This window comes from Rhodoblastus acidophilus, from assembly GCF_025961575.1.
GTDB lineage: Bacteria > Pseudomonadota > Alphaproteobacteria > Rhizobiales > Beijerinckiaceae > Rhodoblastus > Rhodoblastus acidophilus_C.
On sequence record NZ_JAOQNX010000009.1, the window covers coordinates 15,443 to 37,930 of the forward strand.

The 22,488-nt window shown below is 65.4% G+C and carries 19 protein-coding genes; 15 read left to right on the plus strand and 4 right to left on the minus strand.

Going from position 1 to position 22,488, the window contains the following annotated elements:
• Positions 1-6 precede the first annotated feature (6 nt).
• The gene (locus tag M2320_RS08035) at positions 7-783 is read right to left on the minus strand and encodes an alpha/beta fold hydrolase (RefSeq protein ID WP_264596930.1); all 777 of its coding nucleotides are present in this window, start codon (positions 781-783) and stop codon (positions 7-9) included.
• Between the two features lie 278 nt (positions 784-1,061).
• On the opposite strand from M2320_RS08035, the gene M2320_RS08040 reads away from it, so the two are divergent.
• The 5 genes from M2320_RS08040 (at position 1,062) to cobU (ending at position 4,772) form a co-directional block, all read left to right on the plus strand.
• Complete coding sequence (locus M2320_RS08040; RefSeq protein WP_264596830.1) at positions 1,062-1,691, plus strand: hypothetical protein; 630 nt, start codon at positions 1,062-1,064, stop codon at positions 1,689-1,691.
• A 106-nt stretch (positions 1,692-1,797) separates the two neighbouring features.
• Positions 1,798-2,034: a zinc-finger domain-containing protein gene (locus M2320_RS08045; RefSeq protein ID WP_184425176.1), complete on the plus strand. Its 237-nt coding sequence runs from the start codon at positions 1,798-1,800 to the stop codon at positions 2,032-2,034.
• 10 nt (positions 2,035-2,044) lie between these two features.
• Positions 2,045-3,253 (plus strand): FAD-dependent monooxygenase, encoded by a 1,209-nt coding sequence (locus tag M2320_RS08050; protein ID WP_264596831.1) that lies wholly within the window; start codon positions 2,045-2,047, stop codon positions 3,251-3,253.
• A 95-nt stretch (positions 3,254-3,348) separates the two neighbouring features.
• Positions 3,349-4,266: a division plane positioning ATPase MipZ gene (locus M2320_RS08055; RefSeq protein ID WP_184425175.1), complete on the plus strand. Its 918-nt coding sequence runs from the start codon at positions 3,349-3,351 to the stop codon at positions 4,264-4,266.
• A complete protein-coding gene (gene cobU / locus M2320_RS08060) occupies positions 4,263-4,772 on the plus strand; it encodes a bifunctional adenosylcobinamide kinase/adenosylcobinamide-phosphate guanylyltransferase (RefSeq protein WP_264596832.1) in 510 nt (169 codons plus the stop codon). Before M2320_RS08055 ends, cobU begins: the two co-directional genes overlap by 4 nt.
• Positions 4,773-4,889: 117 nt before the next feature.
• On the opposite strand, the gene M2320_RS08065 is transcribed toward cobU, so the two are convergent.
• On the minus strand, positions 4,890-5,360 hold the full coding sequence (locus M2320_RS08065; protein WP_264596833.1) for a helix-turn-helix domain-containing protein: 471 nt from the start codon (positions 5,358-5,360) through the stop codon (positions 4,890-4,892).
• Positions 5,361-5,703: 343 nt separating this feature from the next.
• Here M2320_RS08065 and M2320_RS08070 point away from each other — a divergent pair, with 343 nt between their 5' ends.
• Both M2320_RS08070 and M2320_RS08075 read left to right on the plus strand, forming a co-directional pair.
• Entirely contained in the window at positions 5,704-7,770 is a 2,067-nt protein-coding gene (locus tag M2320_RS08070; RefSeq protein ID WP_264596834.1) for an FUSC family protein, read from the plus strand.
• A 632-nt stretch (positions 7,771-8,402) separates the two neighbouring features.
• Positions 8,403-10,097, plus strand: a complete 1,695-nt coding sequence (locus M2320_RS08075) for a methyl-accepting chemotaxis protein (protein WP_264596835.1) — start codon at positions 8,403-8,405, stop codon at positions 10,095-10,097.
• A 148-nt stretch (positions 10,098-10,245) separates the two neighbouring features.
• Here M2320_RS08075 and M2320_RS08080 read toward each other — a convergent pair whose 3' ends face one another.
• Positions 10,246-11,037 (minus strand): sulfite exporter TauE/SafE family protein, encoded by a 792-nt coding sequence (locus tag M2320_RS08080; protein ID WP_264596836.1) that lies wholly within the window; start codon positions 11,035-11,037, stop codon positions 10,246-10,248.
• A gap of 229 nt (positions 11,038-11,266) precedes the next feature.
• On the opposite strand from M2320_RS08080, the gene M2320_RS08085 reads away from it, so the two are divergent.
• Complete coding sequence (locus M2320_RS08085) at positions 11,267-13,357, plus strand: elongation factor G (RefSeq protein WP_264596837.1); 2,091 nt, start codon at positions 11,267-11,269, stop codon at positions 13,355-13,357.
• 39 nt (positions 13,358-13,396) lie between these two features.
• Here the strand turns inward: M2320_RS08085 and M2320_RS08090 are convergent, their stop codons facing one another.
• Positions 13,397-14,116 carry a Crp/Fnr family transcriptional regulator gene (locus M2320_RS08090; protein ID WP_264596838.1) on the minus strand — a complete coding sequence of 240 codons (720 nt, stop codon included), beginning with the start codon at positions 14,114-14,116 and terminating at the stop codon, positions 13,397-13,399.
• Positions 14,117-14,259: 143 nt separating this feature from the next.
• On the opposite strand from M2320_RS08090, the gene M2320_RS08095 reads away from it, so the two are divergent.
• The 7 genes from M2320_RS08095 (at position 14,260) to rpoB (ending at position 22,449) form a co-directional block, all read left to right on the plus strand.
• Complete coding sequence (locus tag M2320_RS08095; protein WP_264596839.1) at positions 14,260-14,523, plus strand: hypothetical protein; 264 nt, start codon at positions 14,260-14,262, stop codon at positions 14,521-14,523.
• 204 nt (positions 14,524-14,727) lie between these two features.
• Positions 14,728-15,144: a cupin domain-containing protein gene (locus M2320_RS08100; protein WP_184425155.1), complete on the plus strand. Its 417-nt coding sequence runs from the start codon at positions 14,728-14,730 to the stop codon at positions 15,142-15,144.
• A gap of 222 nt (positions 15,145-15,366) precedes the next feature.
• Positions 15,367-15,795 (plus strand): 50S ribosomal protein L11, encoded by a 429-nt coding sequence (gene rplK / locus M2320_RS08105; RefSeq protein ID WP_184425153.1) that lies wholly within the window; start codon positions 15,367-15,369, stop codon positions 15,793-15,795.
• 3 nt (positions 15,796-15,798) lie between these two features.
• On the plus strand, positions 15,799-16,497 hold the full coding sequence (rplA, locus tag M2320_RS08110; protein ID WP_184425151.1) for a 50S ribosomal protein L1: 699 nt from the start codon (positions 15,799-15,801) through the stop codon (positions 16,495-16,497).
• 614 nt (positions 16,498-17,111) lie between these two features.
• A complete protein-coding gene (gene rplJ, locus M2320_RS08115) occupies positions 17,112-17,633 on the plus strand; it encodes a 50S ribosomal protein L10 (protein WP_184425149.1) in 522 nt (173 codons plus the stop codon).
• Positions 17,634-17,693: 60 nt separating this feature from the next.
• Complete coding sequence (gene rplL / locus M2320_RS08120; RefSeq protein WP_184425147.1) at positions 17,694-18,071, plus strand: 50S ribosomal protein L7/L12; 378 nt, start codon at positions 17,694-17,696, stop codon at positions 18,069-18,071.
• Positions 18,072-18,315: 244 nt separating this feature from the next.
• Complete coding sequence (rpoB, locus tag M2320_RS08125) at positions 18,316-22,449, plus strand: DNA-directed RNA polymerase subunit beta (RefSeq protein WP_264596840.1); 4,134 nt, start codon at positions 18,316-18,318, stop codon at positions 22,447-22,449.
• The last annotated feature ends 39 nt before the right edge of the window (positions 22,450-22,488 follow it).

The window sequence follows — 22,488 nt, forward strand, 5'->3', positions numbered from 1 at the left end:
TAGGAGCTAAACGGCGGGTTGCAAACTCTCGAGGAAGGCGAGGACCCCCTCCTTAAAAACCTTGTCGCCGACGGCGCGATTGTGGTCGCGGCCGGGAATGACCAGCGCGCGGGCGTTGGGCATCAGTGAGGCCAAGGCGAGGGGGTCGCCGGCCACATCATCCTCGGAGCCGACGCAGATCAGGGTCGGCGCCGTGATCCGCCCGACCTCCTGCGCGCTCAGCGCCCGGCGCGAGCCGCGGATGCAGGCGGCGAGCGCCCGCAAGTCGCTGCGCGTGGAATCGGCGAAGGCGCGAAACATCCGCTGCTTCGGATCGGTGAGCGCGTCGAGCGACGGCGCCTCCATGGCGTCGGCGATGCCGGAGGGCAAGCCTTCATCGTCGACCAGATGGATGCCGAGCCCCGCCAGGATCAGGCCGCGGACTTTTTCGGGCTGGGTGAGCGCCAGATGCGCGGCGATGCGCGCCCCCATCGAATAGCCCATCACATCGGCGCGCGCGACGCCGATATGATCGAGCAGGCGGGCGGCGTCGCCGGCCATGGCCTGCGGCGTGTAGGCCTGGGGCTCATGGGGCTTTCCGCTGCGGCCATGGCCGCGATTGTCGAACACGAGGGTCCGCCGTCCCGCGCCGGTCAGCGTCTTGACCCATTGCGGAAACATCCAGTTGACGCCGTGGTTGGAGGCGAAGCCATGGACCAGCAGGATCGGCGCGCCCCGATCTTCGCGCTCCGCCGGGAAGTCGAGATAGGCGATCCGCACGCCATCCGACAAAAATTCCTGCATGCCCAAGGTCTTCCCCGTGAAATTGCCCGCGCCGCCCTGAGGCGCAACGTCGCGGCGCACCATAATCAGCGCCGCCGCTCGTGGCGAGTCGGCCGCGGCGCCCGAAAACGGTTGCGGTTCGCTGTCGCAGTCCGCGCGCAAATGTTGTGACGGCCAAGTTTGGGAGTAACATGGCGGCGCGCGCCAGCCCGCCGTCACGCTTGAAATCCCTGGCGGTCCGCGACCGGGACGCGCGCATGGGGAAGCAGGGAATTTGCTTGTTTGCTTAGGATGGAAAAATGACAACCGAGATCGCCGAAGCTCAAAAAACATCCAGCATTTTTCAGTCCTTCACCACCGGCCGGGCGATCGCGCCCGGCGTCCAGGACCAGTGCACCGAATATATGACGGCGCTGCGCGAGGAGCTTTCGAAAAACCGGGCGAAATATCTCGATTACGACATTCGCTTCACCAGCCGGCAGCGCGACATCGTCCGGAACGCGCTCTCCCAGCATGTCATCGACGTCCATTTCCTGGTCTATGATTCTCGCCGGCGCTTTCCCTATCAGGTGAAGGCGGCGGTTATTTACGCTGTTTACACGGAGCGCAACGAGTTCTGTTACGTGGTGCGCAGGGAGATCGGCCATCAGATCGGCGCCGCCAACCTCCCCGACGACGCCTTCGCCTATCTGACGGAAACCGTGAACATCCCGGCCGCGGCGCCGGAGCTGATCGGATCGGAGCTGCGCGACCTCCAGCGCTATGTCTGGTACGGCAACAAGCGGGCGAGCGAGGGCCGCGGCTACCGCGACGTCGTCCTCAAACACGCCAAGCGCGTGCAGGACACGTCCTTCGCCGCGCTGGCCAATGTCACCCTCGGGCTCGCCGCGCACATCCTGCGCAAGCGCGAGGCGCGCAACCCCCTCTAACGTCCCGTCCAACGTCTGACGCCGCCCCCTACCCAAAGCGCGCCGCTTTCAGTATGGTGCGCCGCAAGCGCCGCGCTTTTTTACGCGCGCAAACCTAGGGATATCGATGTCCGAGCACGCCATTCCGCATTTCCACAACCAGCCCGGGCTGGCGACGATCCGCATCGGCGCGAAGGAGTTCATGTGCATCGGCGCGCTGCCGCCCTTCGACCACCCCCACATCTATATCGACATGGGCGCCGAATCCGAGGCCCTGTGCCCCTATTGCTCGACGCGCTACGTCTATGATCCCGCCCTGCACGGCCATGCCGAGCCGGCGGAATGCGAAGTGAAGGCCGCCTGAGCAAGCGAACGTGGACTCCCTGCCCATCCTCATCGCCGGCGGCGGCGTCGGCGGCCTGAGCGCGGCCCTGGCGCTGGCGCGGGTCGGCCGCCGCACGCTCGTGCTGGAGCGCGCGCCCGCATTCCGCGAGGTCGGCGCGGGCCTGCAACTTGCGCCCAACGCCACGCGAATCCTGCGCGACTATGGCGCCCTCGAGGCGCTCGAAGGTCTGGCGGTCGCGCCGACTCATGTGCGCATCCGCCGCGGCCGCGACGGCGCCCGACTGGCCAATCTGTCTCTGCGCGACGCCGAAAAGCGCTGGGGCGCGCCCTATCTCAACGTCCATCGCGCCGACCTGCTCTCCGCCCTGCTCGAGCAGGCGCGCGGCAACGAGCTGATCGAAATCCGCAATGACGCGACGCTCACCGGCTTCGTCCAGGACGAGCAGGGCGTGGCCGTCAGCTATCGCAGCCAGGACGAGACCCATCGCGCCGGCGGCGAGGCGCTGATCGGCGCCGATGGCGTGCGCTCGATCGTGCGCGGACGGCTGAGCGATCCCCAGACCGACAAGCCCAATTACACCGGCCACACCGCCTGGCGCGCCGTGATCCCGGCGTCCGACCTCCCCCCCGCCTTCAGCGCGCCCGCCTCTAACCTCTGGCTCGGCGAAAAGGCCCATATCGTCCATTACCCGCTGCGCGGCGGCGCGCTCGTCAACATCGTCGCCCTGGTCGAGGACGACTGGCGCGGCGACGGCGAGCGGGCGCGCGACGGCGCCCAGTTCTGGGACCAGGCGGGCGACCGCAGCTTCCTGCTCGACCGTTTCGGCGATTGGGCGCCCGAGGCGCTGGAGCTGTTGTCGGCGCCGCAAACCTGGCTGCGCTGGCCGCTGTTCGACCGTCCGCCGCTCGCCGCTTACGCGCGCGGCCGCACCGCCCTGCTCGGCGACGCCGCCCATCCCATGCTGCCCTATCTCGCCCAGGGGGCGGCGCAAGCCATCGAGGATTCGGCGGCGCTGTCGCTGGCCATGCTCGAATATGGCGCGCGCGACCCGGTCAAGGCGCTCGGCCAATATTCCGCCGCCCGCCTGCCCCGCGCCAGCCAGATCCAGCAAGCCTCGCGCCAACAGGGAAAAATCTACCACATGGCCGGCGCGCCGGCCTTCGCCCGCGATCTCGTGTTGCGCCTCACCCCGTCCGCGCGGCTGATGGCCCGCCAGAACTGGATATATTCGGCTTGAGCGACGCGATCCTGTGGGCTAATCAGCGTAACGTGGTTAACTGTGCGTTGAGTCGGTCCGAGGCTCCGCCCCTGAGAGCGCCTTAAGAGCACACCATGAGCACTGACGCCGAACTGCCGGACTTGCGCCCAGCTCACGTGATCGTCATCGCCAATGAAAAGGGCGGCGTCGGCAAGTCCACCATGTCGATCCACCTCTCCGTGGCGCTGCTCAAGGCCGGCTATCGCGTCGCCACCATCGACCTCGACACCCGCCAGCGCAGCCTGACGCGTTTCTACGAGAACCGCGCCTCCTTCGCCCGCACCGCCCCCTGGGACGTGGAGCTGCCGCGCCATTTCGCCATGGACCATGTGCGCGGCGCCAATGCGCAGGAGAACGAATCCGCCGAATTCGCCGCCTTCGCCGAAGCGATCGGCGAGGTCGAGCACGCCTATGAATTCGTGGTGATCGACACCCCGGCGAGCGACACCTATCTGATGCGCCTCGCCCATTCGCTGGCGGACACGCTGATTTCGCCGATGAACGACAGTTTCGTCGACGTCGACGTGATGTCGCGCGTGCACCACGACCGCGCCCATCGCGGCCAGGTGGCGCAATATGCCGAGATCGTGCTGGAGGCGCGCCGCAAGCGCCGCCTGGTCGACAATGGCATGATCGACTGGGTGCTGGTGCGCAACCGCATCGCCGCGCTCCAATCCAACAACGCCCGGCAGGTCGACCAGGCGCTGCGCAAGCTCGCGGTGGAATTGCAGTTCCGCGTCGCCGAGGGCCTGCGCGACCGCGTCATCTTCCGCGAACTCTTCCCGATCGGCCTCACCGCGCTCGACGCGATCGAGGAGGCCAACCACCAGCTCACCCCCTCGCAGCAGACCGCGCGCCGGGAGATCGAATCCCTGATCGGCGAATTACGTCTGCCCTCGCGCGTCGCCGGCGCCAATTATCTCGAAGCGCGCCACGTCTGGTTCGAACAGATCTCCTCCTATTACCGCGAACTCAAGAGCGGCAACGGATGACCGCCACCCTGGTCCTGGGCGGGGCGCGCTCGGGCAAAACCGGCCATGCGCTGGAGCTGGCGCGCGCCTCCGGCTTGAAAAAATTCATGATCGTCACCGCCCCGGCGGTCGACGAGTCCATGGCGACGCGCATCGCCCGCCACCGCGCGGAACGCGCCAACGAGTCCTGGACGGTGTTCGAGGAGCAGACCGACGTGGCCCGGCTGGCGCGCCGCATCGCCCGGCCCGACCGGGTCGTGGTGATCGACTGCCTGACTCTTTGGCTGTCGAACCTGTTCTTTCAGGACACGGATTTGGCGCGGGAAGCCGATCGCCTCGCCGCCGCTCTGGCCGGCGCCGAGGGGCCAATTGTGGCGATTTCCAACGAGATCGGCCTGGGCGTCTCGCCGCCGACCCAGATCGGCAATGATTTTCGCGACGCCCAGGGCCTGCTCAACCAGCGGATCGCGCGGGCCTGCGACACCGTTGTCCTCGTCGCCGCCGGCCTGCCGCTGAAACTGAAATAGGGTCCAGGCCTGTAACGCCCCGTCGCGTCCGGCGAACGCCAGTTCACCGAACACGAACTCCGTCTTTACGCGTTTTCCTCGCGCGGACCGGCATCCGCCTCGCGCGAAATACCGTCCTCAGTTGGACCAGGGACCGCTGCGGAAGGCGCGCAATTGCGCGATATTGTCCTCGAGCTCGCTTTCGGGCCGCAACAATTGCGCGGCCTGCACCAGCGCGGGCGATTGGCCGCCCTTGGCGAAAGCCTCGGCAAGATCGGCGAGCACGCCGCGCAGTTCCGGGCTCTGGATCTGAAAAAAGGCGCGATACAAACGGTGCGCGTCGCTCAGCAGGGCGTCGCGCTCGCCGGGTCTTCCGCCCGGGGCGCAGAAATCACTGTCCGACACCAGGAAATAGGAGGGCGGCGCATCAAGCACGCCGCACAATTGCTGTAACTGGCGGGCGCTCATGCGCCGCTCGCCGGATTCAAAGGACTCAATAAGGGCGACATCGATGTCGAGCGCCTTCGCAACCGTGGCGCAACTCAAGCCCAGACCTTCCCGCCTGCGCCGCAATCGGCCGCCAATTTCCTGATCGATTTGATTCACCATGCCCTTTTCCTCGACGCCACGGAGACGCCTTGATTGCTTGATGGTAAACTGTTTCTTAGTTTCTCAGAAACTGCACAAAAACCCATCAAGGCGCAAGTGCGGTCACGCGGGATTAAGCTCGTCAACCTTTACAGCCGAATCCGACAGGCTTTGGCCACCATGGGGCATAATCCTGGCGGGACTGGGGCGAGCGGGGGCTTTGGCGCAAAGAAACACCTTGTCGCAAGGAACGCTTGAGCGAAAAATAAGCCAAGGACCGACCGGCGAGACCGCCCGGCTTGCTCCCGCCCCCGCGAAGCGCCTATCCTCGCCGCCCAACCAAAGGCGGACGCCAGACGGCTTGATGCGCATTCCCCCCTCCCTGTTCAAATATCTGCTCGGCCAACATATTCTCAACGGCTACGCCGTCGCCCTGGGCGTGCTGCTGGTCGGCCTCGCCGTCGGCGCGCTCGCCGGTTTCGAAGCCGGGCTCACCGCCGCCTCCGGCGCGCTCTGCGTCTCCGTCGGCGACACCCCCTCCCCGCTTTCGGCGAAAATCCGCATCCTGCCGCTGTGCTGGTGCAGCGCGGTGGCGAGCGCCCTGCTCACCGCGCTCACCGATGGCGTTCCGGCGCTTCAGGGCGTCACCGTGCTCGTCATCGGCTTTGTCGCGGGCATTCAGATCGCCTGGGGCCGCTGGGCGATCCCGCTGTCGATCCTCACCCTGCTGGCCATGGTGTTCACCATGGGCGCGCCCGGCGACAAATTCGCCTTCTGCGAGAGCATCGCGCTCGGCGGCGCGCTCTATATCCCGATCGCGCTCGCCCTGACCCGGGCCTCGGATTCCTCGGGACGGCGGGTGATGCTGGCGGAGCTGATCCGCGAATTCGCCACGTTCCTGCGCCGCATGGCCGAATTCTACCGCCCCGGCGCCGACGAGGGCGCCGCCTGCTTGAAAGTGGTGGAGCAGCAGGCGAGTTTTTCCGACCAGCTGCAGGCGGCGCGCAGCCTCAGCGTCCACGCCACCGACCCGGAATCCGGCGCCCGGCTGATCGCGGCGCTCGCGGTCCTGCTCGAAGCCTTCGACGGCATGATCGCCACCATGGCCGACCATGCGCCGCTGCGGCTGGTCAGCGCCCCCTCCGACCTCGCGGAACGCGTGGAATCCCTGCTGCGCAAGCTCGCCGACGATCTCGACGCCCTGTCGCTCGACCTGCTGATCGCCGGACGCACGCCCACGTTTCCCACAGAGCATGCCGCCGCGCTGGACGCGTTTTCCGAAGAGATCGCCCATCTGGAGACCGACGACCCCCGGCTGTTGCGGGCCGCGCGCATGACCCGGGCGCGGCTCGCCTTCGTGCTCAATGCGCTTGCCCGCATTCCCGCCGTGGTCGCGAGCCTCGCCGAGGCGGAAAAGGCGCTGTCCGGGCTCGACCTGAAAAAATTCGCCCCGCCGCTGCGGGTGTCGCTGAAGCCGCTCGTCAAGGAGCTGCGCTGGGACTCGCACATTTTTCGCCACGCGCTGCGGCTGTCGGCGGCGCTCGGCTGCGGCTATGCGCTGATCGAGCTGACGCCCGGGCTGCGCCACGGCAACTGGATCCTGCTCACCATCGCCGTCATTTTGCGCGCGAGTTACAGCGCGACGACGCAGCGCCGCGACCAGCGGCTGTTCGGCTCGGTGGTCGGCTGCGGCATCGCCGGCGCCCTGCTCTGGCTCGACTCCACCCCGCTGCTGATGGCCGCGCAACTCTCCGCCGTCGGCATCGCCCACGCCTTCACCCGCGTCGACTACCGCCTCACCTCGGTCGCCGCCTCGGTGATGGCCCTGCTCGGCCTGCACCTGCTCGACCCCGGCGAAGTCGCGCCGGTGGGCTCGCGGCTGATCGACACCGCGATCGGCGCCGCCCTCGCCTATGTGTTCAACCTGCTGCTGCCCAATTACGAGCGCCATGGCGCGGCGAAGCTGGCGCGCGCCTTCGTCGAAAAACTGGCGATCTACGCCGACCGCGTGCTGCGCTGGAACGTGCCGGTGCAGGACTATCGCCTGGCGCGCAAGGCGCTGATCGAAAGTTTTTCCGCCCTGGGCGAGTCCTCAAAGCTGACGCGCGAAAATCCAGGCGCCGAAAAATTCTGGCCGCTCTACAGCAAGCTGATCACCCAGGCCTATTTCACCGCCGCCCAGATCGTCACCATCAAACTGCTGATCCGCAACCGCATCGACGAGCTCGACCCCTATGACAGCGCGGCGCTGCTCGACGACACCCGCGCCGCCGTGCTGGCGCAATTGCGTCCGGCCTGCGCCGACCTGCCGCCCGCCTGCGAATTCTGTCCCGACGAGAGCGACGCTTTCGCGGCTTTGCGCCTGCGCTGCGCCGAAGCGGCGGTGGAGGCGAAGCGCCTGCGCCGCCTGGCCGCGCAATTGGGCGTGTGAACGCTCTTTTTCGCCGGCGGTAAGGTCGCGATTGCAGGTGAAAACGCGCACGACGCCATATTTTGTTCTCTCTTTGTTTTCACGTGAAACATTTCGGCGCCGCCTCGCCTCGCAACACTCTGTTTTGCAGAGATAATTTAGCCGAGAAGCCCGCCGCCCCGGCGCACCCTCCGCCGCGGAGCGCACCGCATCTCGTACGCAATCGCAAGGTTGCATCGGTGAAAATCGCGCGGTTTTTGACAAGAATTCGTGCGAATTTCGCAGAATTTCACCTGTTTTCCACGGTTTCGAACCGCCGATTACAACCGGACGGTTGAAGCCACCGTCCTCCAGCAGCCTCCCGGCCCGCCCGCGCCCATTGGCGTCAAAGCCGACATCCGCGCAGTTCATCTGCAAATAAAACAGCAGCAGGCGGCGCCTGTTGCGCCAAAGACATGCGCGCCGGACAAATAATGAAACGTGATAACCTACCGGCGCCGGACGCGCGAGCAAAAACAGCAGTAAACATCATCACGATACGTCATCAATACCAAAGAATGAGCAGACGACACGGATTGTAAACGGTCTGATAACCATTCCTTAAGAGAGTAAACCTGCATGAATCATCGAGATTATTCAGCGGGGAAACACGGATGCGCTATATTGATTGGGGCCTGGGCAGGAAGGTCGCGAGCCTGATGCTCGTTCTCGGCGGCATCGCCGTGGTCGGTCTGGGCGTCGCCCTCTCCCAGTTGAAAGGCGTCGACACCGCCTATTCCAATCTGATCGACGGGCCCGCGAGCGCAACAATCCAGTTGGCGCGCGCCAATCGCCGCGTGCAAGCCGTGGTCTCCGCAATCTACGAAAACATCTCGGCGACCAATGCCGAGGGCAATCGCAGAGCGATAGAGAATCGCGAGAGCGCCCTGCAGCGCTACGACGAAAACATCGCGAAAGCGCGCGCCGGCCTGCCGGCCTTTGCGGCGGATCTCGACGCCGCCGCGCGCAACCTCCATGACATTCTGGAAAACGCCTGCGCCAAGACCCTTCGCGACGCAAACGCCACCGATCCCGAAGGCATCGCCAGGGCTTCCGTATCCATGCGCGCCGAATGCGAGCCCTCATTGCTCAAGATGATCGACGTGCAAACCGAATTGACGGATCGGGCCATGAAGACGACCGAGAAAGCGTCCGACGATCTCACCGCTTCGGTCAATTCCACCATGCTCTGGACCGCGCTCGGATTTTTGGCCGGATTGATCCTGACCGTGGGGGCGGCGCTGATGGTGGTCAGCCGCTATGTCACGCGCCCCTTGACCGCCCTTGATGGCGCGATGAGCGCGGTGGGGCGCGGCGATTTCTCCGCCGAGGTCGCCGGCGGCGACCGCCAGGACGAAATCGGCTCGATGGCGCGCACGCTCGTCGGCATGCGCCAGGGCTTGCGGGAGGCCGAAAGCCAGCGCCAGCAGGAGGCCGCGAGGCAAGAGGCCTCGCGCAAGCGCCTGCAGCAGCGCGAAACGCTCGCCAATGGGTTCGTCGCCCATATGCGCGAGCTCGCCGGCGGCTTCGGCAAGTCGTCGACGGAAGTGGCCGACGCCGCGCGCAGCCTCGCCGCCACCGCGGAGGAAACCTCGCGGCAGGCGGATGTGGTCGCGACCTCCGCCGCCTCCGCTTCGAACAGCGTGCAGACCGTCGCCGCCGCCTCCGAGCAACTCGCGGTCTCGGTGAAGGAAATCACCAATCAGGTCAATCATTCGGCAAAAATTGCGGAAAGCGCGTTCCGCGAGGCGGAAGGCGCCAACGCCCAGATCAATGCGCTGGCCGCCAACGCCGCCGCGATCGGCGACGTGGTCGACCTCATCCGCAACATCGCCAACCAGACCAACCTGCTAGCGCTCAACGCGACCATCGAATCCGCCCGCGCCGGCGAGCTCGGCCGCGGCTTCGCCGTGGTCGCCTCCGAGGTGAAGCAGCTCGCCCTGCAGACCGCCAAGGCGACCGACGACATTTCCGGCCGGGTCTCGGAAATGCAGCAGGCCACCGGCTCGACGGTCCAATCGATCAACGAAATCGTGCGCACGCTGTCGAGCGTGAAGGATGTGTCGGTGTCGATCGCCGGCTCCGTGGAGCAGCAGGGCGGCGCCATTCTCGAAGTCGCCAGCAATTGCCAGAGGGCGGCGACGGGGGCCGAGGAGGTCACCCACAATATCGCCGAGGTCGGCCAGGCCGCCAATATGACGGGGGCGGCGTCGAGCCAGCTGATGTCCCTGTCGGGCGGCCTGTCGAACCAGGCCACCGACCTCACCCGCACCGTCGAGACTTTTGTGCGCGATCTCGCGGCGGCCTGAGGATTTTATCTATAAAGAACAATACAGTAAGCCCTCACCCTGAGGAGCCCGCCTTGGCGGGCGTCTCGAAGGGCGGGGGCGGCCCACGGGCTTTTCAGCGCCCGTAAGGCTGCGCCTTCCGGCCAGACGGATGCTCAACCTTCCGCCGTCACGCCAGAGCCAGCTTGGCCCCGACCAGCACGAGCACGCCGGCGAGCGCGCCGCGCAAAAACCTGTCCGGCGCCTTGGCGGCATAAGAACTGGCGATCATGATGCCGGGAATCGAGCCGATCAGCAGCGACGCCAGCATCCGCCAGTCCACCGAGCCCATGGCCCAATGGCCCGCGCCGGCGATCAGGGTCAGCGGCACCGCGTGGACAATGTCGGAGGCGATGATGCGCAAAGTGGGCATGCGCGGATAGAGCATCAGCAGCACGGTGACGCCGATGGCGCCGGCGCCGACGGAAGAAATGGTCACCAGCACCCCGAGCGCCGCGCCCAAAGAGATCGTGAGCGCCCCGATGGCGCGGTCCGACAGCCGGTCGAAGGCCGGCGCCATGCGCGCCACCAGCCAGGGCCGGAACAGCAGCGAAACCGCGGTCAAAAGCAGCGCAACGCCAAGCGCGAAAGTGATCGCGGAGCCGGCCTGGGCGGATTTGAACCCAAGATGCGAGAGCGCGAACAAAGTGGCGAGCGCGGCCGGGACGCTGCCCGAGGCCAGCCGCAAAACCACCTTCCAGTCGATCGCCTTGTTGACGCCATGGACGGTCGAGCCGGCGATTTTGGTGAGGCCGGCATAGAGCAGATCGGTGCCGACCGCCGTCGCCGGATGGATGCCGAAGGCCAGCACCAGCAGCGGCGTCATCAGCGCGCCGCCGCCGACGCCGGTCAGACCGACCACGCTGCCGACCAAAAGCCCCGAAAAAACAAAGGGCCATTCCACCAAACCGCTCAAGACCATCGGCCGCCGCTCCCGTTCACGGCGCTAAGATATTTTTTCTAGTGAAATAGTCAAATAATTTCTGTCCCGAGGACCCCGGCCCACGAGCTGTTTCTGACGCTACGTCAGAAGGTTAAGTTCAAGCCATGATCTTGATCATTGGCAAAATCGGACAGAAGTGAAATATTTGCGACAAGGCCCGTCGCAGCACGGAGCAGCACGGACCGGACGAAGCCGAAGGAGGCTTAAGATGAGCGAAGTTCTGCCCGGCGACAGACGCGTTTCGGGCCCGCGCTTGATCGCGCTGGTTGGCCCGTTCCAGAGCGGCAAGACCAGCCTGCTCGAATCCATCCTGACCCGAGGCGGCGCGCTGTCGCGCCAGGGATCGGTGCGCGACGGCTCATCGGTGGGCGATTCCAGCCCGGAGGCCCGCGCCCACGCCGCCAGCGTCGAGGCCAATGTCGCCTCCGTGGATTATCTCGGCGACCGCTTCACCTTCGTCGACCTGCCCGGCTCCGTCGAATTCGCCCATGAGGCCCGCAACGTCCTGCCCCTGTGCGACGCCGCCGTCGTCGTCTGCGAGGCCGACGAGCGCAAGGTGCCGGCCCTGCGCGTGATCCTGAGCGAGCTCGAGGAGCTCGGCCTGCCGCGCATCCTGTTCCTCAACAAGATCGACTCCGCCACGGCGCGCATCCGCGAAATCCTCGCTTTGCTCCAGCCGGCCTCGCGCACCCCGCTGCTGTTGCGGCAAATCCCGATCTGGCAGAACGGCATCGTCACCGGCTTCATCGACCTCGCGCTGGAGCGCGCCTTCGTCTATCGCGAACACGCCCCCTCCGTGGTGGTGGACGTCCCCGCCGGCGAACTGCCGAGCGAGAAGGAAGCCCGCTACACCATGCTGGAGAAACTGGCGGATTATGACGATTCGCTGATGGAGGAGCTGCTCTCCGACATCGAGCCGCCGCGCGACCAGGTGTTCGACGACCTCACCGCCGACCTGCGCAAGGGCCTGGTCGCCCCCGTCCTGATCGGCTCGGCGGCGGAAGGCCATGGCGTCACCCGCCTGCTCAAAGCGCTTCGCCACGAGGCGCCCGGCATTGCGCAATTGCGCGCGCGGTTGGGCATAGCCGACCAGGGCGCGCCGCTGGCCCATGCGCTCAAGACCGTGCACACCGCCCATGGCGGCAAGCTGACGTTTTCGCGCGTGCTGCGCGGCGGTTTTGTCGACGGCGGCGTGGTGAAGAGCGCGCGCGGCGAGGACCGCATCTCCGGCCTGTCCCGGCTGATGGGCCTCACCGCGACCAAACAGGCCAAGGTCGAGGACGGCGATTGCGTCGCCTTCGGCCGCCTCGACCATGTCGCCACCGGCGACACTTTTGGCGACGCCAAGGCGGGCGCCGCAGCGGCGGCCGCGCCGGCGCAGGCCGTGCCGCATGTCGCGCCGCCGCAGCCGGCCTATGCGCTGGCGGTGACGGTGAAGGACCGCAAGGACGAGGCCCGCCTGGCCACGGCCATCGCCAAATTGTCGGAGGAGGACCCGTCGCTGGTGTTCGTCCACGACCAGGAGGCCGGCGAAATGCGCCTGCTCGGCCAGGGCGAGATGCATGTGCGCGTGGCGCTGGAGCGGCTGAACGCCCGGTTCGGCGTGGTGGTCGAGACGCAAAAACCCTCGGTCGGCTACAAGGAGACGATTCGCCACACGGTCAATGTGCGCGGACGCCATAAAAAGCAGTCCGGCGGCCACGGCCAGTTCGGCGACGTGGTCCTCGACGTCGCCCCCCTGCCCCGAGGCGACGGTTTCGCCTTCAAGGAAACCGTCCACGGCGGCGCGGTGCCGCGGAATTATTTCAGCGCCATCGAAGAAGGCTGCAAGGATGCGCTGGAGCGCGGCCCGCTCGGCTTCCCGGTGGTGGACGTCGCGGTGACGCTCACCGACGGCTCCTACCATACCGTGGATTCCTCCGACATGGCGTTCCGCACGGCGGCGCGACTCGGCGTCGCCGAAGCCCTGGCCAAGGCCGGCCCGGTGCTACTCGAGCCCATTCTCGCCGTGGAGATCACCACGCCGAGCGACTGCCTGTCGAAGATCACCGCGATCGTCTCGGGACGGCGCGGCCAGATCCTCGGCTATGACGCCCGCCCCGACTGGGACGGCTGGGACGTGCTCAACACCCTGATCCCCGAGGCGGAAATGGAGGGCCTGATTGTCGAGCTGCGCTCAGCCACGGCCGGCGTCGGCTCGTTCGCGCAGAAATTCGACCATTGGGCCGAAATCGTCGGAAAATCGGCCGACGCCATCGTCGCCCACCGCGCCGCCGCCGCCAAGGCGCCGGCGCACTGACGCAAGCGCTGGAAACAGGCGGCGCCTTCGGGCGCCGCCTCAGTCCGGCGACACTTTGCCACGCGCCGAATCACCCGCGAGATAGGCTTCGAGCCGCACGCGCGAGGGAATCACCACGCCGCCATATCTCATCTGGATGAGCCCCTTGTCGGAGAGCCCGCGCAACAACCGGCTCACCCGCTGGCGCGAGCCGAAGCCGAACTGGGACAGATGGGTCTGGGTGACGGGCGCCGCATGGCCCTCGCGCGCCAGCGCCACCCCGTCGGAAGAGGCGAGAAGCAACAGATAGACAAGGCGTTTTTCCGGACCGAAGGCGGCGAAGGACAGAGCCCAGCCGGTCAGCAGCCGGGTCCACTCGCCGACGCGGTCGATGACTTCGAGCAGCGCGGCCGGATTGGCGCCGACCATGCGCTGGAGGTCGCGAGCCGGCAGGGCGATCAATGTTGCATTTGGCGAACTCCAGAGGTCGCACATCATCGGCGCCGTGCCGAACACGCCAATCCAGCTCATCCATTTTCCGGGAAGAATTGGCAAGTACGAATATCCGCCATCCGCCGTCGACAGGGTGTAATCGAGACTGCCCTCGACAACGTAGCGCAAGTATTCCGGGCGATCATCCCGTTCGGTCAACAACGTGCGTTCGTGATAATGCTCAAGCCGCGCCTTTCCGCAGAGTTCACGACGCTCCTGTTCCGAGAGTCGCGCGAAAACGCGGCAGCCGTTTACGATCGCGGGAATGTCGATTGACTTCTGCCCCATGGCTTCCACATATCATATTGCGGAACGACGCCCCGCCAAAATGCTCCGCCAAACCTGCAATTGGTGTAAACTTAACATTTACCCGCTCCATTCCGCCATAGGATGACCAAGGGCATCAGGCAAAAAATTATCAGGAGCGAGACATGAAGGCTGCAGCGCAGGAGCAGAACAGGTCAACACCGCCAGACCAGGAGACCGACGAAGGCGCGTCGCTGCTGGAGACCGTCGTCAACGCCCATTACCTCGCCCTGCAGATGCGCATGCTGGCCAAATCGCGCGCGTTCACCGGCAGCGAGGCCACGGAATTGCTGGCGTCGGCGCTCACCGAATGGGCGCAGCTCGCCGGCGGCGAATGTTTCGAAAACAACTCGTCGATCGCCGCCCTGAAACGGCGCGAGAAGCACTAGAGCCTGTTCACCGAACAGGCTCCATATTCTTGGCGCAACGCATTTTCTTCACCACGAACCGGCGTTCCCTTCGCTCGAAAATGCTCTGAGCCCAAGCGCCGGACCCGACCCAGGGTCCGACGCGCGACAACTTCCGCCCCCGCCTCCCCGAGCGTAAAATCTGCAGGCCGCGACTCGCGGCCGCAAAAACGTCCGGAGGACCCCATGCTGACACGCCGCGGACTGGCGCAATGTCTTCTTTGCGCCATTGCAAGCCAATCGGGTTTCGCCGCCACCGCCGCCCAGGCGGAAGCGCCGGCGGCGCCCGCAGGCGTGCGTCGAACGATCCTGCGCCGCGGCGAGGGGCCGACGCCGGAGTTCGAAACCGTGCTCGCCGAAGCCCTGGTCGACGCCAATGCAATGGTGCCGCGCCACATCCATCCCGGCGTCGAATCCGGCTATATTGTCGAGGGTTCGGCGGTTCTGGAGCTCGAGGGCGCGCCGCCCCTGCCGGTGAAAGCCGGCGACGGCGTGATCATCGCGGCGCGGCGCCCGCATCTTCTCCGCAACGGCGACCGCCCGATGAAGATCATCTCGACTTATATTCTTGAAAAGGGTCAGCCGATCGCGCTTCCCGCCTGACCGCGGCCGAAAAAAACTTGTCAAGCCGTCCGTTTCCCTATAGAGACGCCCAACCTTGTCCGGGTTTTCCCGGTCAAGGCCCACATGTGCGGGAGGTTTTCCGGTCGCCAGCCGGAGTGAAAACCGCACCGCAACCTGCAACCCGCGCGGACCGGCAAAAACCGTCGCCGCGCATTTCGTTTTGGCGCAAGCCAGGCGAATCATCCCTTGGGAGCAGCCATTATGGCAAAGAAGATCACGGGCTACGTGAAGCTTCAGGTTCCGGCCGGCTCGGCCAATCCGTCGCCGCCGATCGGTCCCGCGCTCGGCCAGCGCGGCCTGAACATCATGGAATTCTGCAAGGCGTTCAACGCCAAGACCGCGCAGATGGAAAAGGGGACCCCGATCCCCGTCATCATCACCGCTTACGCCGACCGCTCCTTCACCTTCGAGATGAAGCAGCCGCCGGTCACCTTCTTCCTGAAGAAGGCCGCCGGCATCAAGTCGGGCTCCAAGACCACCGGCCGCGGCTTCGTCGGCAAGGTGACCCGCGACCAGATCCGCGAAATCGCGGAGAAGAAGGCGGCGGACCTGAACTCCCATTCGGTCGAATCGGCTATGGCCATGATCGAGGGTTCCGCCAAGTCCATCGGCCTGGAAGTTGTGGGGTAAGCCATGAGCGGCAAGCGTATTACGAAAGCCCGCGAGGGCATTGAGCGCACCAAGCTCTATCCGGTCGCCGACGCCATCAAGATGGTGCGCGAGCGCGCCAGCGCCAAATTCGACGAAACCGTCGAAATCGCGCTGAACCTCGGCGTCGACCCCAAGCACGCCGACCAGATGGTCCGCGGCGTGGTCAACCTGCCGAACGGCACCGGCCGCACCCTGCGCGTCGCCGTTTTCGCCCGCGGCGCCAAGGCTGACGAAGCCAAGGCCGCTGGCGCCGACGTGGTCGGCGCGGAAGAGCTGGTCACCATCGTTCAGGGCGGCACGATCGATTTCGATCGCTGCATCGCCACCCCGGACATGATGCCGCTGGTCGGCCGTCTCGGTAAGGTGCTCGGCCCGCGCGGCCTGATGCCGAACCCGAAGGTCGGCACCGTGACCATGGATGTCGCGGCCGCGGTCGCCGCCTCCAAGGGCGGCGCGGTCGAGTTCCGTGTGGAAAAGGCCGGCATCGTGCAGGGCTCGGTGGGCAAGGCTTCGTTCGGCGACGAGAAGCTGGCGGAAAACATCGCCGCCTTCGTCGACGCCGTGGTCAAGGCCAAGCCGGCGGGCGCCAAGGGCACCTATCTGCAGCGCGTGGCGATTTCTTCGACCATGGGCCCGGGCGTGAAGGTGGACCCCTCTTCCATTTCCGTGGCGCAGCACTAAATATTGCAAAATAGGCCCTTGACGCGAATTTGCGTCAGGGCGCTTGACAATTTGCAAAATTTCGTTCCGCCCCTCTTGGCAGGCGAAACGAAGATCGTTAAAAGACGAAATTCGGGGATGCGTCCCATCCCCGTTTTCCCGTGCAGGTCGCAAAGGGCGATTTCCGCTTTGGTCGGATGACAGCCGCGAACAAGATTTTTGAGCGCCCCGGACCGAAGGGTCTGGATCGGCGCCTAAGGTTTTGTCCGAATCTTTGCTCTCGCGGGAGAGAGCTTCCGTTGAAGCGCCGCAAGGCCTTCAGCGGTGGAAGGGCCGAAATGCTGGAGTTCGCTTCAACGCTTCGACCCGTCCTGTCCGAGACTGCCGGCGCTTTCCTTACGGGAGGCTTAATCGGAGGGCGGTTTTCCGCATCCGGCCAGCATAGACGGGGAAAGACCGGATTTCCCGGCGGGTCAACCGCCGGACACAAGTTTGGTTCGAACCCTCTGATCCACGGGGATGCGCGACAGCGCGACCTCAAGTGGGGACAGGCATCGGCGCCGTGAGACGCAAGTTTCGCGGCATGTCGGCAACCGGCGCAGTCGTTTCGATTGCGCCAACATAGTGAGAGCACTGTGGACAGAGCGGAAAAAAAACAAGCCGTATCCACGCTCCATGACGTCTTTTCGAAGACGGGCGTGGTCGTGGTGGCGAAATATTCCGGCCTGACCGTCGCCCAGATGCAGAACCTGCGCAAGCAGGCGCGTGCGGCTGGCGCGAGCGTGCAGGTGGCGAAAAATCGCCTCGCCAAGATCGCCCTCGACGGCACTGACGTCGCCTCCATCGGCGCCCTGCTCAAGGGCCCGACCCTGATCGCCTATTCGGCCGATCCGGTGGCGGCGCCCAAGGTCGCTGCGGCCTTCGCCAAGGATCACGACAAGTTCGTCATCCTCGGCGGCGCCATGGGGACCACGGCCCTGAATCCGGATGGCGTGAAGTCGCTTGCGACCCTGCCGTCCCTGGACGAACTGCGCGGCAAGCTGGTTGGCCTCCTCCAGGCCCCGGCGACCAAGCTCGCGCAGCTCACGACCGCTCCCGCCAGCAAGCTGGCGCGCGTGGTCGGGGCCTATGCCGCGAAGGACGACGCCGCCGCGTGATCGCGGCCCGGCGAAGCACATCCTTAAACGAACCAAACTCAAGACAACGGAACCATTACAATGGCTAACCTCGAAAAGATCGTCGAAGACCTCTCCGCCCTGACCGTTCTGGAAGCGGCCGAGCTGGCGAAGCTCCTCGAAGAGAAGTGGGGCGTCTCCGCCGCCGCCGCCGTCGCCGTCGCCGCCGCCCCGGCTGCTGGCGCCGCCGCCGCCCCGGCCGAAGAGCAGACCGAGTTCACGGTCGTTCTCGCCGCCGCCGGCGACAAGAAGATCGAAGTCATCAAGGAAGTCCGCGCCATCACCGGCCTGGGCCTCAAGGAAGCCAAGGACCTCGTCGAAGGCGCGCCGAAGCCGCTCAAGGAAGGCGTGTCCAAGGACGACGCCAAGAAGATCAAGGAAGCCCTCGAGAAGGTCGGCGCCAAGGTCGAGCTCAAGTAATTCGCGAGCTGACGCGAGGGGCGCCGCGCGTCCCTCGCTCGGCACGAATTCAAGACGGTCCCGGGGTTTTCCCCGGGGCCGTCAAGCCGTCCCAGGGGCTTAAAAACTTGGACGTGAGGGGGAAGACCTCATGAACACAAAAACTTCCAGGATTTTGCGCGGTTTTTCAACCGTGCATCCCCGGCCAGGCCGGGACGGGCGGAGGTCAATTCGGACCCGCCAGCAATGAGGTGCGAGGAGCGACATGGCGCAAACGTTCACCGGCCGGAAGCGTATCCGCAAATTCTTCGGTCACATCCGCGAAGTCGCGGTGATGCCCAATCTGATCGAAGTGCAGAAGGCTTCCTACGATCAATTCCTCATGGTGGAGGAGCCGAAAGGCGGCCGCGCCGATGAGGGATTGCAGGCCGTGTTCAAATCGGTGTTCCCGATTTCCGATTTTTCGGGCGCCTCCCTGCTCGAATTCGTGAAATATGAGTTCGAAGCGCCGAAATATGACGTCGACGAGTGCCGCCAGCGCGGCATGACCTTTGCCGCGCCGCTGAAGGTCACCCTGCGCCTGATCGTGTTCGATGTGGACCCGGACACGGGCGCCAAGTCGGTCAAGGACATCAAGGAGCAGGACGTCTATATGGGCGACATGCCCTTCATGACGTCGAACGGCACCTTCATCGTCAACGGCACCGAGCGCGTCATCGTCTCGCAGATGCACCGCTCCCCCGGCGTGTTCTTCGATCACGACAAGGGCAAGAGCCACTCCTCCGGCAAACTCCTGTTCGCCGCCCGCATCATTCCCTATCGCGGCTCCTGGCTCGACATCGAATTCGACGCCAAGGACATCGTCTACGCCCGCATCGACCGCCGCCGCAAGCTTCCGGCGACGTCGCTGCTGTTCGCCCTCGGCTTTGATGGCGAGGAAATCCTCAACAGCTTCTATCGCAAGCTGACCTACAAGCGCGAGAAGGACGGCTGGCGCCTGCCGTTCGACGCCGACCGCCTCAAGGGCGTGAAGGCGACGATCGACATTGTCGACGCCGACACCGGCGACGTCGTCGTCGAAGCCGGCAAGAAACTTTCCGCGCGCGCAGCGCGTCAATTGGCTGAGAAGGTCAAGTTCATCCGTGCGGTGGACGAGGATCTTTACGGCCATTACATCGCCGAGGACCTGTTCAACCCGCAGACCGGCGAAATCTTTGCCGAGGCCGGCGACGAGATCAGCGCCAAATCGCTCGAAACCTTGCTCAACCTGGGCTTCGACGAGCTGCCGATCCTCGACATCGACCACATCAACATCGGCCCCTACATCCGCAACACGCTCGCGGTCGACAAGAATTCTTCGCGCGAAGAAGCCCTGTTCGACATTTATCGCGTGATGCGCCCGGGCGAGCCGCCGACCATTGATTCGGCGGAGGCCATGTTCCATTCGCTGTTCTTCGATCCCGAGCGCTACGACCTCTCGGCCGTGGGCCGCGTGAAAATGAACATGCGCATGGACCTCGACTGCCCCGACACGGTGCGCGTGCTGCGCCGCGACGACATTCTGGCGGTGGTCAAGGCCTTGGTTGACCTGCGCGACGGTCGTGGCGAGATCGACGACATCGACCATCTCGGCAACCGCCGCGTCCGCTCGGTCGGCGAACTGATGGAAAACCAGTATCGCCTCGGCCTGCTGCGCATGGAGCGCGCCATCAAGGAGCGCATGTCCTCGGTCGACATCGACACGGTCATGCCGCAGGACCTGATCAACGCCAAGCCGGCGGCCGCCGCCGTGCGCGAGTTCTTCGGCTCGTCGCAGCTGTCGCAGTTCATGGATCAGACCAACCCGCTGTCGGAAATCACCCACAAGCGCCGCCTGTCGGCGCTTGGCCCGGGCGGTCTGACCCGCGAGCGCGCCGGCTTCGAAGTCCGCGACGTGCATCCCACGCACTATGGCCGCATCTGCCCGATCGAGACGCCGGAAGGTCCGAACATCGGCCTGATCAACTCGCTCGCGACGTTCGCCCGCGTCAACAAGTACGGTTTTATTGAAGCCCCCTACCGTCGCGTGAAGGACGGCCAGGTCACGGACGAAGTCGTCTATTTGTCGGCCATGGAGGAAGGCAAATATTCGGTGGCGCAAGCGAACGCGCCCATCGACGAGCAGGGCAATCTGATGGAAGACCTCGTCGTCTGCCGTCAGGCCGGCGAAGTCGTCATGCACACCCGCGACACCGTGGATTTCATGGACGTGTCGCCCAAGCAGCTGGTGTCCGTCGCCGCGGCGCTGATCCCGTTCCTTGAGAACGACGACGCCAACCGCGCGCTGATGGGCTCGAACATGCAGCGTCAGGCCGTGCCGCTGGTGCGCGCCGATGCGCCGCTGGTCGGCACCGGCATGGAAGGCGTGGTCGCCCGCGACTCCGGCGCCGCCATCGCCGCCCGTCGCGCCGGCGTGGTCGACCAGATCGACGCGACCCGCGTCGTCATCCGCGCCACGGAAGAGCTCGACGCCGGCAAGCCGGGCGTCGACATCTACCGTCTGATGAAGTTCCAGCGCTCGAACCAGAGCACCTGCATCAACCAGCGTCCGCTGGTGCGCGTGGGCGATGTGGTGCGCAAAGGCGACATTCTGGCCGACGGCCCGTCGACCGACATGGGCGATCTGGCGCTCGGCCGCAATGTGGTCGTCGCCTTCATGCCCTGGAACGGCTACAACTTTGAGGACTCCATCCTTCTCAACGAGAAGATCGTGAAGGAGGACATTTTTACCTCCATTCACATCGACGAGTTCGAAGTGATGGCCCGCGACACCAAGCTCGGCCCGGAGGAAATCACCCGCGACATCCCGAATGTCTCGGAAGAGGCCCTCAAAAACCTCGATGAAGCCGGCATTGTCTACATCGGCGCGGAAGTGCAAGCCGGCGACATTCTGGTGGGAAAAATCACGCCCAAGGGCGAAAGCCCGATGACCCCCGAAGAAAAGCTGCTTCGCGCCATCTTCGGCGAGAAGGCGTCGGATGTGCGCGACACCTCGCTGCGTGTGCCCCCGGGCGTCACCGGCACGATCGTGGAAGTCCGCGTGTTCAACCGCCACGGCGTCGACAAGGACGAGCGCGCCCAGGCGATCGAACGCGAGGAGATCGAGCGTCTGGCCAAGGACCGCGACGACGAGCAGGCCATTCTGGACCGCAACGTCTACGCGCGCCTGCATGAAATGCTCACCGGCAAGCTCGCCATCTCCGGCCCCAAGGGGTTCAAGAAGGACCAGACCCTGACCCGCGAACTGCTGGATGAATATCCGCGCAGCCAATGGTGGGTGTTCGCCGTCGACGACGACGCCATGATGGGCGAAATCGAGGCGATGCGGAAGCAGTATGACGAGGCCAAGAAGGGTCTTGAAAGCCGCTTCCTCGACAAGGTCGAAAAGCTGCAGCGCGGCGACGAACTGTCGCCGGGCGTGATGAAGATGGTCAAGGTCTTCGTCGCGGTGAAGCGCAAGATCCAGCCCGGCGACAAGATGGCGGGCCGCCACGGCAACAAGGGCGTGGTCTCGCGCATTCTCGCGCAGGAGGACATGCCCTTCCTCGCCGACGGCACCCCCGTCGACATCGTGCTCAACCCGCTGGGCGTGCCCTCGCGCATGAACGTCGGCCAAATCCTCGAGACGCATCTGGGCTGGGCCTGCCGCAACCTCGGCAAGCAGATTTCGGACGCGATCAACGCCTACCAGCGGTCGAGCAATGCGGCCCCGTTGCGCGACAAGCTGAAGGACCTCTACGGCGCCGGCGCCGACATTGACGATCTCGACCATCTCGAAGAGGGCGAACTGCTCGAAGTCGCGCAGAACCTGACCCGGGGCGTGCCGATCGCCACGCCGGTGTTCGACGGCGCCCGCGAGCCCGATATTGTCAACATGCTGGAAAAGGCCGGCATGGACGCCTCCGGCCAGACCGTCCTCTATGACGGCCGCACCGGCGAGGCCTTCGACAGAAAAGTGACCGTGGGCGTGATCTACATGCTCAAGCTGCACCATCTGGTCGACGACAAGATCCACGCCCGTTCGATCGGCCCCTACTCGCTCGTCACCCAGCAGCCGCTGGGCGGCAAGGCGCAGTTCGGCGGTCAGCGCTTCGGTGAAATGGAGGTCTGGGCGCTCGAAGCCTATGGCGCCGCCTACACCCTGCAGGAAATGCTGACGGTGAAGTCGGACGACGTCGCCGGCCGCACCAAGGTCTACGAAAGCATCGTGCGCGGCGACGACACGTTTGAATCGGGCATTCCCGAGAGCTTCAACGTGCTGGTCAAGGAAATGCGCTCGCTCGGCCTCAATGTTGAGCTGGCCCAGTCCAACCCGCCCGCCGTCGATGGCGAGCTGCCGCCGGCCGAAGCCGCCGAATGATTTGGGGAGGCCGCGCGCCTCCCCTGCCCCATGGCGTTC

Coding starts and splice junctions, on each gene's coding strand:
- M2320_RS08035 (WP_264596930.1), bottom strand. CDS start 783: ATGCAGGAATTTTTGTCGGATGGCGTGCGGATCGCCTATCTCGACTTC.
- M2320_RS08085 (WP_264596837.1), top strand. CDS start 11,267: ATGAGCGAAGTTCTGCCCGGCGACAGACGCGTTTCGGGCCCGCGCTTG.
- rplA (WP_184425151.1), top strand. CDS start 15,799: ATGAGCGGCAAGCGTATTACGAAAGCCCGCGAGGGCATTGAGCGCACC.
- M2320_RS08080 (WP_264596836.1), bottom strand. CDS start 11,037: ATGGTCTTGAGCGGTTTGGTGGAATGGCCCTTTGTTTTTTCGGGGCTT.
- M2320_RS08100 (WP_184425155.1), top strand. CDS start 14,728: ATGCTGACACGCCGCGGACTGGCGCAATGTCTTCTTTGCGCCATTGCA.
- rpoB (WP_264596840.1), top strand. CDS start 18,316: ATGGCGCAAACGTTCACCGGCCGGAAGCGTATCCGCAAATTCTTCGGT.
- rplK (WP_184425153.1), top strand. CDS start 15,367: ATGGCAAAGAAGATCACGGGCTACGTGAAGCTTCAGGTTCCGGCCGGC.
- rplL (WP_184425147.1), top strand. CDS start 17,694: ATGGCTAACCTCGAAAAGATCGTCGAAGACCTCTCCGCCCTGACCGTT.
- M2320_RS08040 (WP_264596830.1), top strand. CDS start 1,062: ATGACAACCGAGATCGCCGAAGCTCAAAAAACATCCAGCATTTTTCAG.
- M2320_RS08045 (WP_184425176.1), top strand. CDS start 1,798: ATGTCCGAGCACGCCATTCCGCATTTCCACAACCAGCCCGGGCTGGCG.
- M2320_RS08065 (WP_264596833.1), bottom strand. CDS start 5,360: ATGGTGAATCAAATCGATCAGGAAATTGGCGGCCGATTGCGGCGCAGG.
- M2320_RS08095 (WP_264596839.1), top strand. CDS start 14,260: ATGAAGGCTGCAGCGCAGGAGCAGAACAGGTCAACACCGCCAGACCAG.
- M2320_RS08075 (WP_264596835.1), top strand. CDS start 8,403: ATGCGCTATATTGATTGGGGCCTGGGCAGGAAGGTCGCGAGCCTGATG.
- M2320_RS08055 (WP_184425175.1), top strand. CDS start 3,349: ATGAGCACTGACGCCGAACTGCCGGACTTGCGCCCAGCTCACGTGATC.
- M2320_RS08090 (WP_264596838.1), bottom strand. CDS start 14,116: ATGGGGCAGAAGTCAATCGACATTCCCGCGATCGTAAACGGCTGCCGC.
- M2320_RS08070 (WP_264596834.1), top strand. CDS start 5,704: ATGCGCATTCCCCCCTCCCTGTTCAAATATCTGCTCGGCCAACATATT.
- cobU (WP_264596832.1), top strand. CDS start 4,263: ATGACCGCCACCCTGGTCCTGGGCGGGGCGCGCTCGGGCAAAACCGGC.